The sequence below is a fragment of the Rhizobium sp. AN68 genome (assembly GCF_030758035.1).
Lineage (GTDB): Bacteria > Pseudomonadota > Alphaproteobacteria > Rhizobiales > Rhizobiaceae > Agrobacterium > Agrobacterium tumefaciens.
On sequence record NZ_JARWMI010000002.1, the window covers coordinates 700,673 to 715,625 of the forward strand.

A 14,953-nucleotide genomic window follows, 5' to 3' on the forward strand; every position below is an offset into this window, starting at 1 on the left:
GCCTCCCTTCAGTGCCGCTCGACCGCAAGCGCAGTCGCCTCGCCGCCGCCGATGCAGACGGCGGCAACGCCGCGTTTCAGTCCGTGACGCTGCAAAGCGGCCAGCAACGTGACGACGATGCGTGCACCGGAAGCCCCGATGGGATGGCCGAGCGCGCAGGCGCCGCCATGCACATTCACCTTCTCATGTGGCAGATCGAGATCACGCATGGCCGCCATCACCACAACCGCGAAAGCCTCGTTGATTTCGAACAGATCGACATCCTTCGCCGACCAGCCGGTTTTTTCGAACAGCTTTGTCATCGCGCCGATGGGAGCCGTCGGATATCTGGCGGGTGCATCCGCATGGGATGCCTGACCGATAATGGTCGCCAGCGGTGAAAGGCCTCGTCTTTCCGCTTCGGAACGGCGCGTGAGAACGAGAGCGGCTGCACCATCCGAGATAGAACTGGAATTCGCCGCCGTCACCGTTCCGCCGTCGCGAAAGGCGGGCTTCAGCTGCGGTATCTTTTCCGGCTTTGCCTTCCCCGGCAACTCGTCCACGCCATCATCGCCAACAGGCGCGATTTCCGCTTCGAACGCACCTTCCTCTATGGCGCGTCGTGCCCGTTCCAGTGAGGCGAGCGCAAAATCATCCTGCATCGCGCGAGTGAATTGGTAGGCTTCAGCGCAATCTTCAGCGAAAGCCCCCATCAATCTGCCCTTATCATAGGCGTCTTCGAGGCCGTCGAGAAACATGTGGTCGGTGAGCTTTCCGTGGCCAAGACGATAGCCGTTGCGGGCGCGGTCCAGCAGATAGGGGGCGTTGCTCATGCTTTCCATGCCACCTGCAAGCACGATGGAAGAGCTTCCCGCCGCAAGCTGGTCATGTGCCAGCATGATCGCTTTCATGCCCGAGCCACACATCTTGTTGATCGTTGTTGCGCCAACCGAGTTGGGAATGGCGGCGGCTATCGCTGCCTGTCTGGCAGGAGCCTGTCCCTGCCCGGCTGAGAGCACGCAGCCCATCAGCACATCGTCAATGTCAGCGGAAGAAATTGCAGCCCGTTCGACGGCCGCGCGGATCGCCGCCGCCCCGAGATCGGACGCCGCCACCGATTTGAATTCGCCCTGGAACCCACCCATAGCAGTACGGGCGGCCCCGACGATAACGACAGGGTCATGCACAGCCAAATTCACCTCCCTTGGTCATCCTCCCACCGAGAGAACGACCGTCATCGCAATCTCCTCCAGACCGCGACTGACGTGAACGCTATCACTATCTCGAATTCATTTCAAAGCTATTTTGATTGACAGTTTTTTGATTGGCGATATCTTTGATCCAACAATTAGTCATATCATAGAGCAAATGATCCATGATTGAGCTCGACAGTTTCGACCAGAAGATTCTCCATGTGCTTGGCGATGACGGGCGTGTGAGCTGGCGCGATCTGGCGGCCCGGATCGGGCTTTCCTTCACGCCGACACTGCGCCGCGTGCGCAAGCTGGAAGAAGAAGGCATCATTCGCGGTTATACCGCCGTGTTCGATGAGAACCGGTTGCTCGGCAATATGGGCGTCTTCATTTCCGTCACGCTGGAACGGCAGATCAAGGAAGCGCTGACGACGTTCGAGCACCATGTCGCCTCCATTCCGGAAGTGGTGGGCGGCTACCAGACGAGCGGCAGTTCCGACTATCTCATTCATGCCATGGTGCGGGATCTACCGCATTATCAGCAGCTTCTGGATTTCCTGACCACGGTTCCCGGTGTGTCGCGCATCCAGTCCAATTTCGCCATCAAGACATTCGTGCGCCGTTCCGCCGCCTTCACCGGAGGTGACGCGCCATAAATGAGAGTTGCCAGCACGGAGGAGGTGCTGGCCGCTGACGAGAGGGACGGAGATAAAAGGCCGTCCGGAGGAGGAGACGCGATGAGTTTGAACCTCGCCGCCATTTTCGATGCCGATCTCGGCCCGGAAATCGCAGCATTGCGCGACAGCGCAAGAGCATTCGCCGACGATGAAATAGCGCCGCTCGCCGCAGAAATCGATCGCAACGATCAGTTTCCGCGCCAGCTCTGGCCGCGGATGGGTGAACTCGGTCTGCACGGCATTACCGTTTCGGAGGAATTCGGCGGTGCTGACATGGGCTATCTCGCTCATTGCGTGGCGATGGAGGAGATAAGCCGCGCTTCCGCGTCCATCGGCCTGTCCTTTGGCGCCCATTCCAACCTCTGCATCAACCAGATTCATCGCTGGGGAACGGAAGAGCAGAAGCGGCGATATCTGCCGAAGCTGGTGTCGGGCGAGCATGTCGGTTCGCTTGCAATGAGCGAGACGGAGGCCGGCTCGGATGTCGTCTCGATGCGGCTGAAGGCGGAACGTAAGGGCGATGTCTATGTGCTGAACGGCACAAAGATGTGGATCACCAACGGTCACGAGGCAGACACGCTGGTTGTCTATGCCAAGACGGACATGTCCGCCGGTGCGCGTGGCATCACGGCCTTTCTGATCGAGAAAAGCTTCAAGGGTTTTCGCCCCGCACAAAAACTCGACAAGCTTGGCATGCGCGGCTCACCCACCTCCGAACTGGTGTTTACGGATTGCGAGGTACCGGAGGAAAACATCCTCGGGCGTTTGAACGACGGCGTGACGGTATTGATGAGCGGGCTTGATTACGAACGCGCCGTTCTGGCTGCCGGCCCTGTTGGTATCATGCAGGCGGCTATCGATCTGGTGCTGCCCTATGCGCGCGAGCGCAAGCAATTCGGCAAGCCGATCGGCGAATTCCAGCTGGTGCAGGGAAAGCTTGCCGATATCTATTCGGCCATGAACGCCTCCCGCGCTTATGTCTATGCCGTGGCGCGCGCCTGCGACAATGGCCGCATCACAAGGCAGGATGCGGCAGGTGCGATCCTGTTTGCCGCCGAGCGGGCGACGCGAGTTGCACTGGATGCGATCCAGCTTCTCGGCGGTTCCGGCTATGTCAATGAAAGTCCGGCCGGGCGGCTGCTTCGGGACGCCAAGCTTTATGAAATCGGCGCGGGCACCAGCGAAATCCGCCGGATGCTGATCGGCCGCGAACTGGTCAAAGGCAACGGGTGAGGAATGCGATGAAGCTTACATCCAGTCTGAACCGCGATCCCACCTTTTCCGCCAACGTCACCTTCATGTCGGGCCTGGTGGATGACCTGCGGCAGCATGTCGAAAAAAATCTCCAAGGGCGGCGGCGACAAGGCGCGCGAACGGCATCTGTCACGCGGCAAATTGCTTGCGCGCGACCGGATAGAGGCACTGCTCGATCCCGGCAGTCCGTTTCTCGAATTCTCGCAATTCGCAGCATACGAGGTCTACGACGAACCCGTTCCGGCCGCCGGCATCGTCACCGGCATCGGTCGGGTCGCAGGCCGTGAATGCGTCATCGTGGCCAATGACGCGACGGTGAAAGGCGGCACCTATTATCCGCTGACGGTCAAGAAACATCTGCGCGCGCAAGAGATCGCTGCCGACAACCACCTGCCCTGCATTTATCTGGTCGATTCCGGCGGTGCGAACCTTCCCAATCAGGACGAGGTTTTTCCGGACCGCGATCATTTCGGCCGCATCTTTTACAATCAGGCCAATATGTCGGCGGCAGGCATCGCCCAGATCGCCGTGGTGATGGGAAGCTGTACGGCTGGCGGGGCCTATGTGCCTGCTATGAGCGACCAGTCCGTGATCGTCAAAAATCAGGGCACGATCTTCCTCGGCGGCCCGCCGCTGGTGAAGGCCGCAACGGGCGAAGTGGTGAGTGCGGAAGAACTGGGTGGCGCGGATGTGCATTCGCGGCAATCCGGCGTGACTGATCACTATGCCCACGATGACCGCCACGCGCTTTCGCTGACCCGAAGGATCGTCTCCACCCTCAATCGCCGCAAACGCGTGGAGCTGGATATTCGCGAACCCGCAGAACCGCTTTATCCATCGGAGGAGCTTTACGGCATCGTGCCCACCGATACGCGCAAGCCTTTCGAGGTGCGCGAGATCATCGCGCGTCTGGTGGATGGTTCCGAATTCGACGAGTTCAAGGCGCTTTACGGCACGACGCTTGTGTGCGGTTTCGCCCATATCCACGGTTATCCCGTCGGCATCGTCGCCAATAACGGCATTCTGTTTTCGGAATCGGCGCTGAAGGGCACGCATTTCATTGAACTCTGCTGCCAGCGCGGCATTCCCCTGGTTTTCCTGCAGAACATCACCGGCTTCATGGTCGGCAAGGCCTATGAGGCTGATGGTATCGCGAAGGATGGCGCCAAGCTCGTTACGGCCGTTGCATCGGCTAAAGTGCCGAAATTCACCGTCATTATCGGCGGCTCCTTCGGTGCGGGCAATTACGGCATGTGCGGGCGCGCCTATTCGCCGCGCTTCTTGTGGATGTGGCCGAATGCGCGCATTTCCGTCATGGGCGGCGAGCAGGCGGCATCCGTTCTGGCGCAAATCCGGCGCGACGGCATCGAGGCGGATGGCCGCCACTGGTCCAAGGAGGGCGAGGAGGCGTTCAAACAGCCGATCCGGGAAAAATACGAGCGGGAAGGTCACCCCTATTATGCCAGTGCAAGGCTGTGGGACGATGGCATCATCGACCCGAAGGACACCCGCCTCGTGCTCGGCCTTGGCCTGTCGGCCGCGCTGAACGCGCCGATTGAACCCACCCGTTTCGGCATATTCAGGATGTGAGGCGACGATGTTCTCAAAAATACTGATCGCCAACCGCGGCGAAATCGCCTGCCGGATCATCCGCACCGCCCGCAAGATGGGCATCCGCACCGTCGCGGTCTATTCGGATGCCGACCGCGACGCCATGCATGTGGCGCTGGCCGACGAGGCCATTGCGATCGGTCCTGCACCTGCCCGCTCGTCGTATCTCGATGCTGAAAAGATCATCGCCGCCGCACAGGCAAGCGGCGCGCAAGCCATTCATCCCGGTTACGGTTTTCTCTCGGAGAATGCCGGTTTCGCCGAAGCCTGCGCCTCTGCCGGCATCATTTTCATCGGCCCGACACCCGATGCCATCCGCGCCATGGGCGGAAAAAGCGAGGCGAAGGCGCTTATGGCGAAGGCGGGCGTTCCCGTGGTGCCCGGCTATCACGGCGAGGATCAGGCCGACGAAAAGCTTGCCGGCGAGGCAGAAGCCATCGGCTATCCGGTTTTACTCAAGGCTTCAGCTGGCGGCGGTGGCAAGGGCATGCGCGTTGTCCGTGAAAAGCGTGAATTTGCGGCAGAACTCGCCGGCGCAAAACGCGAAGCGCTCGCCGCCTTCGGCAATGACCGTATGCTGATCGAGAAATATCTGGAACGGCCGCGACATGTGGAGGTGCAGGTCTTTGCCGATGGCCATGGCAATTGTCTTTCGCTTTTCGAGCGCGATTGCTCGATCCAGCGCCGGCACCAGAAAGTCATAGAGGAGGCCCCTGCCCCCGGCCTGCCCGATACGCTCAGGCAACGCATGTACGACGCGGCGGTCGCCGCCGCCCGCGCCATCGACTATCGCGGGGCTGGAACGGTGGAGTTCCTGCTCGACCCGTCCGGCGCGTTCTATTTCATGGAAATGAACACGAGGCTTCAGGTCGAGCATCCGGTCACGGAATATATTACCGGGCTCGATCTGGTAGAATGGCAGATCCGTGTTGCGAATGGAGAGGCGCTGCCGGACGACTGGGGCAATCTGCGCATCAACGGCCATGCCATCGAGGCACGGATTTACGCCGAAGACCCGACGCATGATTTTCTGCCGTCAATCGGCACGGTCAGCCACCTCGCCTTTCCGGAAGAAGGACCTCACCTTAGGATAGATAGCGGCATACGCACCGGCGACGCCATCAGCGTGCACTATGATCCGATGATCGCCAAGCTGATCGTCTGGGATTACGACCGTCTGTCTGCCGTGCGGCGTCTGCGTCTTGCACTCGAAAAACTGGCGATTTGCGGCGTCACCAGCAATGCCGCCTTTCTGACACGGCTTGCGGGACTGGATGCTTTCGCCGCCGCCGAACTCGATACCGGCTTCATAGCCCGCAACGAAGCGGCGCTCTTTGCCCCCGGAGCCACGAGCGAGAACGAAATAGCTTTGGCCACGCTCGGCCTGCTTCTCTCACGCCGGAACGGGGCCGAGCCGCAGGCCGATCCTTATAGCCCTTGGAACAATACGAACTCTTTCCGCCTCAATGCGCCAGCGAGGGAAACCTTGCGTTTCGTCCTGGATCAACAGCCGGTCGATGTCGCCGTTACACATGAGCCAGATGGTTTTTCACTGGAGATCGGCACGCGGGCAATCCGCGCTCATGGCAGCATCTCACAAGACGGCGCACTGCGGGCGACCGTCGATGGCAGGCAAAGGCAGTGCCGTTTCTTTGCCAGCGATAACGGCCACGCGCTTTTTCTGGATGGCGAGCACTATCGCATCAGCCAGCCCGACCCCGTCGATGTAGCGGATACCTCCACCCATACCGGCGGTCTGGAAGCCCCGATGCCCGGCGTCATCCGCGCCATTCTAAGCAAGCAGGGCGCAGCGGTTGAGGCCGGTGACGCGCTTGTGGTTATGGAAGCGATGAAAATGGAGCACACTATCCGTGCGCCAGCAAAAGGCACCGTCACCGCCATCAACTGCGCCGAAGGTAATATGGTCGAAGCCGGCGCCATGCTGGTGGATTTCGAACCGGAGGGCGCATGAGATGGCCTTGCCCAAAACCGTCAAGATCGTCGAGGTCGGTGCACGTGATGGCCTGCAAAACGAAACTGCTGAGGTTCCCACCGCCATCAAGATCAGGTTGATCGAGCGGCTGGCTGCGGCCGGATTGGCGGCGGTGGAGGCAGGAGCCTTCGTTTCGCCAAAAAAGTTCCGCAAATGGCAGGGTCGAAGGAGGTGCTTCTAGGCCTCAAACGACATCCCAATACCGGCTATCCGGCGCTCGTTCCGAATATCAAGGGTTTCGAGGCCGCCGTTGAAGCCGGTGTGACGGAGATAGCCGTTTTCGTGTCCGCATCCGAAGGCTTCAGCCAGCACAATATCGCCTGTTCGCGCGCCGAAAGCCTCGAGCGCCTGCGCGATGTTTCGGAGGCAGCGGCCAGCCGTAACATCCGCATGCGCGGCTATGTCTCCTGCATCGCGGGTTGCCCCTATGACGGCGCGGTCGCACCCGAAGATGTGGCGGCGATGGCCGAAGCGCTTGTCGCCATGGGATGCTACGAAATCTCGCTCGGCGATACGATTGGTGTCGGCACGGCCGGGCAAATCCGCAAGCTCATCCAACATGTATCGACCCGCATCCCGTGCGAAAAACTCGCCATGCATTTCCACGACACCTATGGGCAGGGCGTCGCCAATGTGCTGGCTTCGCTTGAGGAAGGTATTTGTGTGTTCGACAGTTCCGTGGCCGGGCTCGGCGGTTGCCCCTTTGCGCCGGGCGCAAGCGGCAATGTCGCCACCGAAGACGTTGTTTATCTCCTGCACGGGCTTGGCATCAAAACCGGCATAGACCTGATGGCGGTGGCGAGAACGGGAGACTGGATAAGTCGCCATCTCGGCAGGGTGAATGCGGCACGCGCAGGTAAAGCACTGCTTGCCGTAAAGATGGAGGATAATGCACATGGTGGGTGAGCTGTTGAGCGAGAAGCGCAAGGACGTTCTGTGGCTGACGCTTAACCGGCCGGACGTCCACAACGCCATGAACGCCGCGATGACGGACGCCTTGATGCATGCGATCCGGACGGCCTCCAGCGACGGCGACCTGCGTGCGGTTGTGATAACGGCGGCGGGCGACCGTAGCTTCTGCTCAGGGGCCGATCTGAAGGAAAGCGCTGGTGGCATGTTCCTCTCGCGAGACGGAACGAACCCCATCGCCAATGTGATGCGCGCTATCGAGACCTGCAACAAAATCGTCATCGCCCGCGTCAATGGCCGGGTGCTGGCGGGTGGGCTAGGCCTTATCGCGGCCTGCGATCTCGCTTATGCCGCCGATCATGCTGAGTTCGGCCTGCCGGAAGTTCGCGTCGGGCTTTTCCCGGCCATGGTGGCGGCGAAACTTCTGGCCAAAATACCGCTGAGCCGCCTCCACGAAATGGCCTATCTGGGGCAACCGGTCACCGCCGCAGAGGCCGAAGGCATCGGCCTCATCAACCGCACGGCGCCACGTGACGAACTCGATGGCGTGATCGAGGGAGTACTCGCCCGCTTGCGGCAGAACGCGCCGGGCGCAGTCGCCGCCGGAAAGGCAGCGCTGCTGACGATGCGCGACATGCCGGCCAGTGAACGGCTCGCCTTTGCCGAAAGCGTCATCGCGAAGATCAGCAGCAGCGAGGAGGCGCGCGAAGGCAGAGACGCCTTCGCTGGAAAACGCCCGCCGCTCTGGACTGGCGGGTCCTGAACCACCGCTCAAGGTCTTAATCGATATAATGCCCACAGCCGCGTTGACCCCGTTCGGCAAATCGAGTTCTATCCACCACCTTTCGCCGGAGGGCGATCGGGGAGCCGGAGGAGAACCTATGCGCCTTGTAAAAACCGTCGCCGAGTTGCGCGGTCTGACCGCCACGTTTCGTCGCGATGGCAAGACCGTCGGCTTCGTGCCGACCATGGGTTTTTTGCATATCGGCCATCTGACGCTGGTTGCCAGGGCGAAAGCGGAGAACGACGTGACGGTGGTCTCGATCTTCGTCAATCCGCTGCAATTTGGAGCCAATGAGGATCTTGCCCGTTACCCCCGCGATCTCGCCCGCGATAGCGCGCTGCTGGAAGAGGCAGGTGTCGACATTCTTTTCGCACCCGAGGTTACGGAGATGTATCCGCGCCCGATGCAGACCGTGGTGGATGTGCCGGAACTGGGAAGCCAGTTGGAAGGTGCGGTACGGCCGGGGCATTTTGCCGGGGTTACGACTGTTGTCACCAAGCTTTTTAATCTCGTGCAGCCGGATGCCGCCTATTTCGGTGAAAAGGACTACCAGCAGGTAACGCTGATCCGGCGCATGGTGGACGATCTCGCCCAGCCAGTCCGCATCGTTCCCGTCGCCACCGTACGTGAGGAGGATGGGCTCGCCTGCTCCTCGCGCAATGTCTACCTGAGCCTTGAAGAGCGTGCCGCCGCCGTAATTGTGCCGCGCGCGCTTGATGAGGCCGAGCGGCTGTACGATGAGGGCTGCGACGACCCGGCCACTTTAGAAGCGGCGATAGAAAAATTCATCGCCAAGGAGAAGCTGGCGTTGCCCGAAGTCGTGGCGGTGCGCGATCCCGACACGCTGGCCCCCGTGGCTTCGCTGCAGGCGGGGCCTGTGCTGGTGGCACTGTTCGTGCGGGTCGGCAGCACCCGCCTTCTCGACAACCGCGTCATCGGACGTGATAAAACCGGCAAACAGGAGGCTGCACGATGAGCACGCACGCGAAACAGAAGCGGCTGACGACAGCCTCCATCAAGCAAATGAAAGGCGGTGCGCGCATCGTCTGCCTCACCGCCTATACGACGCCGATTGCCCGCCTGCTCGATCCGCATTGCGACCTGCTGCTGGTTGGCGATTCAGTCGGCATGGTGCTTTATGGCATGGACACGACGGTCGGCGTCACCCTGGATATGATGATCGCCCATGGCCGCGCCGTCATGCGTGGTGTGGAACACGCCTGCGTCATCGTCGATCTCCCCTTCGGGACCTATCAGGAATCAAAGGAACAGGCGTTCCGCAACGCCGTGCGGCTGATGCAGGAAACCGGCTGTGATGGCGTGAAGCTGGAAGGCGGTGAGGAAATGGCCGAAACCATCGCCTTTCTCGTGGCGCGCGGCATTCCGGTGTTCGGCCATGTCGGGCTGATGCCGCAGTTGGTCCACACCGCCGGAGGTTTCCGCTCTCTTGGACATTCAGATGCGGAAACGCAGAAAATCTGGCGCGATGCGATTGCGGTCGATCAGGCCGGTGCTTTCGCCATTGTCGTGGAAGGTACCGTCGAGCCGCTTGCGCGCGAATTGACCGAAAAACTTTCCGTCCCGACTGTCGGCATCGGCGCATCACCGGCCTGCGATGGGCAGGTACTGGTTTCCGACGACATGCTCGGTCTCTTCACCGATTTCACACCGAAATTCGTCAAACGTTTCGCCGATCTGGGTGCGACCGTTTCACATGCAGCGGCAGGTTATGCCGAAGAGGTGCGCTCCGGTGCGTTTCCGGGGCCGGAGCACACGTTTCAGGTCCGCAGGCAATCGCCTTCCGGTGAGTGAGGGAACGGCGCAGAGGAGGTAGTGAGGTGGTGACGGACACCTTCACCTTCGTCATGCTCGGGCTTGTCCCGAGCATCTGCTACCTATCAATTTTGTGAAATGTCGGGCAGATCCTCGGCACAAGACCGAGGGTGACGTCGCGTTTGAGGCAAGGTTTGTAAGTAGGCTCGGCTTCTCCGCCCGTCGCCTCAAACCCCAACCCCTAAACAATCCCGCCGCTACCACCGACCGAAGCCGGGCGTTCCGCCGCAACCCGTTTGCGATAACCACTCGCTCGGTAGGTGGCAACAGGATCGATCGCGCCGCCTGCCAACTGCCTTGCTTTAGCGAGAACCGGCTCGACATCGGTGCGATAGGCCCGTTTCAGCGTATCGGAGGCCATCAACGCATCGTTGTCTTGCTGGTAGCCATCCAGAGCCGCGCGATCCACCAGCAGCGCCTGCGCATAGGCCCGGCGGATTTCGTTGGCACTAGAAATCAGGCTTTCGATTGCGTCGGTCACATTGTGCGACTGGTCGATCATATGGGCGGGATGGAAGCCCTTCACGCCACGATGTTCGGCATCTACCAGCTCGTTGAAGACGAGGAACAGGCGGTAAGGCTCGATGGAGCCGGCATCCAGATCGTCATCGCCATATTTCGAATCGTTGAAGTGGAAACCACCGAGCTTGCCGAACTGGATGAGCCGGGAGACGATCATCTCGATATTGGTATTAGGCGCATGGTGACCGAGATCAACGAGGCAGAACGCCTTTTCACCGAGCGTATTGGCGATGAGGTAGTTGGTGCCCCAATCCTGCACGACGGTGGAATAGAAAGCCGGCTCGAACATCTTGTGTTCGGAAAAGATGCGCCAGTCATCCGGCAGCGCCTTGTAGATATCGGCCATGGCCGCGAGATAGCGCTCGAAACTTCTGGTGAAATTGCTCTGGCCGGGGAAGTTGGAACCATCGCCCACCCACACCGTCAGCGCCTTGGAACCAATTGCCTTGCCAATCTCGATACATTCGATGTTGTGCTCCACGGCTTGGCCCCGCGTTGCGGCATCGGTGTGGCTGAGCGAACCGTATTTGTAGGAATGGCTCTGATCCGGTGCATCCGAGAAGGTATTGGAATTCATGGCGTCGAAGCCGAGACCTAGCGTGTCGGCATGGTCCTTCAAACGCTTCGGGTCCTGCTTGTCCCACGGAATATGCAGGGAGACATTCGGGGTCGCCCGTGTCAGCTGGTTGATGACAGCGCAATCATCCAGCTTGTCAAAAATGCCGCGGGGCTCACCTTCGCCCGGAAAGCGGGCGAAACGGGTGCCGCCGGTGCCCACGCCCCAGGATGGAACAGCGACGAAGAATTCCGCGACCTTGGCGGTGACAGCATCGATATCGATGTTGCGGCGCGCAAGCTGGTTGCCCAGCGCATCGTAGTCGTCCTTCAGCGCGGCGGCGCGCTTGTCGTTTTCGGCCGCGATCACATCGGCGGCGATTTTGGTGTCGGTCATCTCTTCCTCCCCGGAATCGGTCCAGTGCATGCTCGATCATTGCCCCCTCCGTCATTCCGGCATTCAGCCGGGATGACGGATGTGAGACGTGCCGAAATTCCTACCGCGTAAAGCTCTGCGCATTGCCGGCATCGACATTGATGATATTGCCGGTTGATTTGGCCGACGCGTCGGACGCCAGGAAGTAGATCGCTTCGGCGATGTCTTCCGGGAATACATTGAGCTTCAGCATCGAGCGCTTGCGGTAATGTTCCTCCAGATCGGTCACCTCGATCTTGGACGAGGCCGCGCGCTGCTCGCGCCACTCGCCGTTCCAGATCTTCGAACCGCGCAGAACGGCATCGGGATTGACGGTGTTGACGCGAATGCCGGCTTCCGCCCCTTCCAGAGCAAGGCAACGGGCAAGATGGATTTCAGCCGCCTTGGCCGTGCAATAGGCAGAAGCATTGGGCGAAGAGGCAAGACCGTTCTTCGAGGCGACGAACACCACGTTGCCGCCGAGATTTTGACGCCTGAGTAGCCGGAATGCTTCTCGCGACACAAGGAAATAACCCGTCGCGAGAATATCGATATTCTTGTTCCACATGGCAAGCGTCGTGTCTTCCACCGGTGCAGACGAGGCGATGCCGGCATTGGAGACGAGAATATCCAAGCCGCCAAATTCCACGCTCGCTTCCGCAAAGGCGGAAATGACCGCGTCTTCCTGCGTTACATCCAGCCTGACGCTGCGCACCGCATCAGCACTGTAGCGCTTCGCGAAATCGCCCTTGGCCGCTTCCAGCGCCGCCTCGTCAATATCGGCGAGAACAACGCAGGCGCCCTCCGCTGCCAGCCTTTCCGCCGTCGCCCGGCCGATGCCGCCAGCGCCACCGGTGACAAAGGCCACGCGTCCGGCAAGGCTTTTCGGCTTCGGCATGCGCTGGAGCTTTGCCTCTTCCAGCAGCCAATATTCGATATCGAAGGCTTCCTGTTCGGGTAGGCCCTGATATTCGGACACGGTGGAAGCGCCGCGCATGACGTTGATGGCGTTGACGTAAAATTCACCGGCGATACGGGCGGTTGCCTTGTCCTTGGCGAAGGACAGCATGCCGACACCGGGGATCAGGAAAATCACGGGGTTCGGGTCGCGTATATCAGGCGAATTATCATGGCGGCACGCCTCATAATATCTGACGTAGTCGGCGCGGTATGCCTCTAGCGCCTTGTCGAGACCGGCTGTCAGCGCATCCACATCGGGATTTGCCGTATCGAGATCGAGGATCAGCGGGCGGATTTTCGTGCGCAGGAAATGATCCGGGCAGGAGGTGCCGAGATTTCCGAGCGGCTTCAGATCCTTCGAATTGACGAACTCCAGAACCGCGTCCTGATCATCGAAATGGCCGAGCTTGCGCTCCTCGCGGCCGATCCGACCACGGATTTCCGGCATCAACCGTGCTGCAATCGCGCGGCGTTCGGCAAGTGGCAGGCTCCTGGCAACGGCACCGCCGAAAATCGTCCTGCCTTCGGTCTTGGCCGCAAACCATTCGATCGCCTTGTTGATGATGGCGAGCGTCAGTTCGTAACATGTCTTGGCGTCGTTATCCCAGGTGAACAGACCGTGGCTTTCCAGCACAACGCCCTTGGCCTCGGGGTTGGCTTTTACAAAAGCCTCGAGATCGAGACCCAGTTGGAAACCGGGACGGCGCCAGGGAAGCCAGCCGATGTCATCGCCAAAGATCTGCTGCGTCAGTTCTTTCGAATTTTTGGAGGCGGCAATCGCGATGATCGCATCCGGATGCATGTGATCGACATGATCAAAAGGCACGAAACCGTGCAGCGGCGTATCGATGGAGGCGGCGCGTGGGTTGAGGTTGAAGGTGCAATGCGGCAGGAAGCCGACCATGCGGTCCTCATCCTCGACACCCTTGTAAATGCCCTTTAGCGCTTCCAGCTTGTCGAGATAAAGCGTCGCAAAGCCATCGAGCTTGATGGTACCGACATCGCCGCCTGACCCTTTAACCCACATAACGCGGACTTTCTCGCCCGTCAGCGGATCGGTTTCGAGCACCTTCGCGGATGTGTTTCCGCCGCCGTAATTGGTGATGCGCTTGTCGGCGCCAAGCAGATTGGAGCGATAAAGCAGCTTGCCAGGCTCATCGAGCGTTTTGGCATAGGCATCGTCCCAACGGCTTTCGAGAAGGCGGGATTTTCCCGTCATGTCTTCCTCCCAAGTCAAGTCTGCATTCGCGGTGCCGATATCGGCCCGCCTCCGTTGACGGCAGATATCGCGCATACAAAAGCATAATGTCAATCAAAAACGATCATAAATTTTCATGTTGCAGCGCGATATTGATTAATTTGATCGTTCTTGATTGACAACGTAAAGAGATTGCGAATAATCACAATCAGGAGGATCACATGCACGAACGCGAACGCCATCGCATCATCTTGAGCGCCACACAGGAAAAAGCTGTCGTGACGGTGCAGGATATTGCCGAACTGACGGATGCCTCGGAAGCAACGATCCGCCGGGATATCGCGTCCCTGCATGTTCAGGGAAAGTTACGACGCGTGCGTGGCGGTGCCGAAGCGGTGCATCCACCGCAGTTGGGCAATCTGGCCGCGCGACCGTTCCGCGTGTCCGAATCGGTCAACATCGACAAGAAACGCGCAATTGCGCGCAAGGCGGTTGATCTCTGTAATGACGGTGATGCGATCATCCTGAATGGTGGGACGACCACATTCCAGATGGTGCACTACATGGCGGCGCGACGGTTGCAGGTAATGACCAATTCCTTCGCGATTGCGGAGCATCTGGTCAAACATTCCAAATGCAATGTCAGCGTGCCTGGTGGCGCGATCTATCGCGATCAAAGCCTCATCCTGTCGCCCTTCGAAAACGATGCCATCCGCAATTTTTACGCAAGACGAATTTTTCTCGGCGCGCAGGGCATCGGCGCACTCGGCATCATGGAATCGGACGCGTTGGTGATCCAGAGCGAGCAGAAGCTGATGCGGCAGGCGGAAGAGCTGATCGTGATGGTCGATTCCTCGAAATTCAAAAAACGATCCAGCCTGATTTTATGCCCACTCGAAAACGTCTCGACCATCATCACCGATGACGGGATTTCGGATGAGGCGGCGCGGATGGTTGAAAATGCCGGCGTCGAATTGCTGATCGCCGGCGCAGCGGGGGATGGCAAGATAGCCAACCCGCCTGATGAGGAGGATTCCTCTTCGGTCGCTTGAGGAAGCACCGAAGAGAGG

Annotated in this window: 10 protein-coding genes and 2 pseudogenes; 9 read left to right on the forward strand and 3 right to left on the reverse strand. The window is 59.8% G+C overall.

Going from position 1 to position 14,953, the window contains the following annotated elements; translation table 11 throughout:
• Positions 1-8 precede the first annotated feature (8 nt).
• On the reverse strand, positions 9-1,124 hold the full coding sequence (locus RBH71_RS06595) for an acetyl-CoA C-acyltransferase (protein WP_035251565.1): 1,116 nt from the start codon (positions 1,122-1,124) through the stop codon (positions 9-11).
• Between the two features lie 230 nt (positions 1,125-1,354).
• Here RBH71_RS06595 and RBH71_RS06600 point away from each other — a divergent pair, with 230 nt between their 5' ends.
• The 8 genes and pseudogenes from RBH71_RS06600 (at position 1,355) to panB (ending at position 10,212) form a co-directional block, all read left to right on the forward strand.
• Entirely contained in the window at positions 1,355-1,828 is a 474-nt protein-coding gene (locus RBH71_RS06600; protein WP_003500312.1) for an Lrp/AsnC family transcriptional regulator, read from the forward strand.
• An 81-nt stretch (positions 1,829-1,909) separates the two neighbouring features.
• Positions 1,910-3,082, forward strand: coding sequence for an isovaleryl-CoA dehydrogenase (locus RBH71_RS06605; RefSeq protein WP_003511182.1), 1,173 nt, complete (start codon positions 1,910-1,912; stop codon positions 3,080-3,082).
• A gap of 8 nt (positions 3,083-3,090) precedes the next feature.
• A pseudogene (locus tag RBH71_RS06610) lies at positions 3,091-4,693 on the forward strand (carboxyl transferase domain-containing protein).
• Between the two features lie 7 nt (positions 4,694-4,700).
• Positions 4,701-6,686 (forward strand): acetyl/propionyl/methylcrotonyl-CoA carboxylase subunit alpha, encoded by a 1,986-nt coding sequence (locus tag RBH71_RS06615; protein WP_076845515.1) that lies wholly within the window; start codon positions 4,701-4,703, stop codon positions 6,684-6,686.
• A gap of 1 nt (position 6,687) precedes the next feature.
• Positions 6,688-7,613 (forward strand): annotated as a pseudogene (locus RBH71_RS06620) (hydroxymethylglutaryl-CoA lyase).
• Complete coding sequence (locus RBH71_RS06625) at positions 7,603-8,379, forward strand: enoyl-CoA hydratase-related protein (RefSeq protein ID WP_111802647.1); 777 nt, start codon at positions 7,603-7,605, stop codon at positions 8,377-8,379. The pseudogene RBH71_RS06620 and the gene RBH71_RS06625 overlap by 11 nt, the downstream one beginning before the upstream one ends.
• A 118-nt stretch (positions 8,380-8,497) precedes the next feature.
• Positions 8,498-9,376, forward strand: coding sequence for a pantoate--beta-alanine ligase (gene panC, locus RBH71_RS06630; protein WP_076845514.1), 879 nt, complete (start codon positions 8,498-8,500; stop codon positions 9,374-9,376).
• Positions 9,373-10,212, forward strand: a complete 840-nt coding sequence (panB, locus tag RBH71_RS06635) for a 3-methyl-2-oxobutanoate hydroxymethyltransferase (protein ID WP_111802648.1) — start codon at positions 9,373-9,375, stop codon at positions 10,210-10,212. The genes panC and panB overlap by 4 nt, the downstream gene beginning before the upstream one ends.
• Positions 10,213-10,414: 202 nt before the next feature.
• Here the strand turns inward: panB and rhaI are convergent, their stop codons facing one another.
• Both rhaI and RBH71_RS06645 read right to left on the reverse strand, forming a co-directional pair.
• The gene (gene rhaI, locus RBH71_RS06640) at positions 10,415-11,707 is read right to left on the reverse strand and encodes an L-rhamnose catabolism isomerase (protein WP_323687213.1); all 1,293 of its coding nucleotides are present in this window, start codon (positions 11,705-11,707) and stop codon (positions 10,415-10,417) included.
• Between the two features lie 100 nt (positions 11,708-11,807).
• Positions 11,808-13,904 carry a bifunctional rhamnulose-1-phosphate aldolase/short-chain dehydrogenase gene (locus RBH71_RS06645; protein ID WP_003511196.1) on the reverse strand — a complete coding sequence of 699 codons (2,097 nt, stop codon included), beginning with the start codon at positions 13,902-13,904 and terminating at the stop codon, positions 11,808-11,810.
• 200 nt (positions 13,905-14,104) lie between these two features.
• Between RBH71_RS06645 and RBH71_RS06650 the strand changes: the two genes are divergently transcribed.
• Positions 14,105-14,935 carry a DeoR/GlpR family DNA-binding transcription regulator gene (locus tag RBH71_RS06650; protein WP_003511198.1) on the forward strand — a complete coding sequence of 277 codons (831 nt, stop codon included), beginning with the start codon at positions 14,105-14,107 and terminating at the stop codon, positions 14,933-14,935.
• Positions 14,936-14,953: the final 18 nt, after the last annotated feature.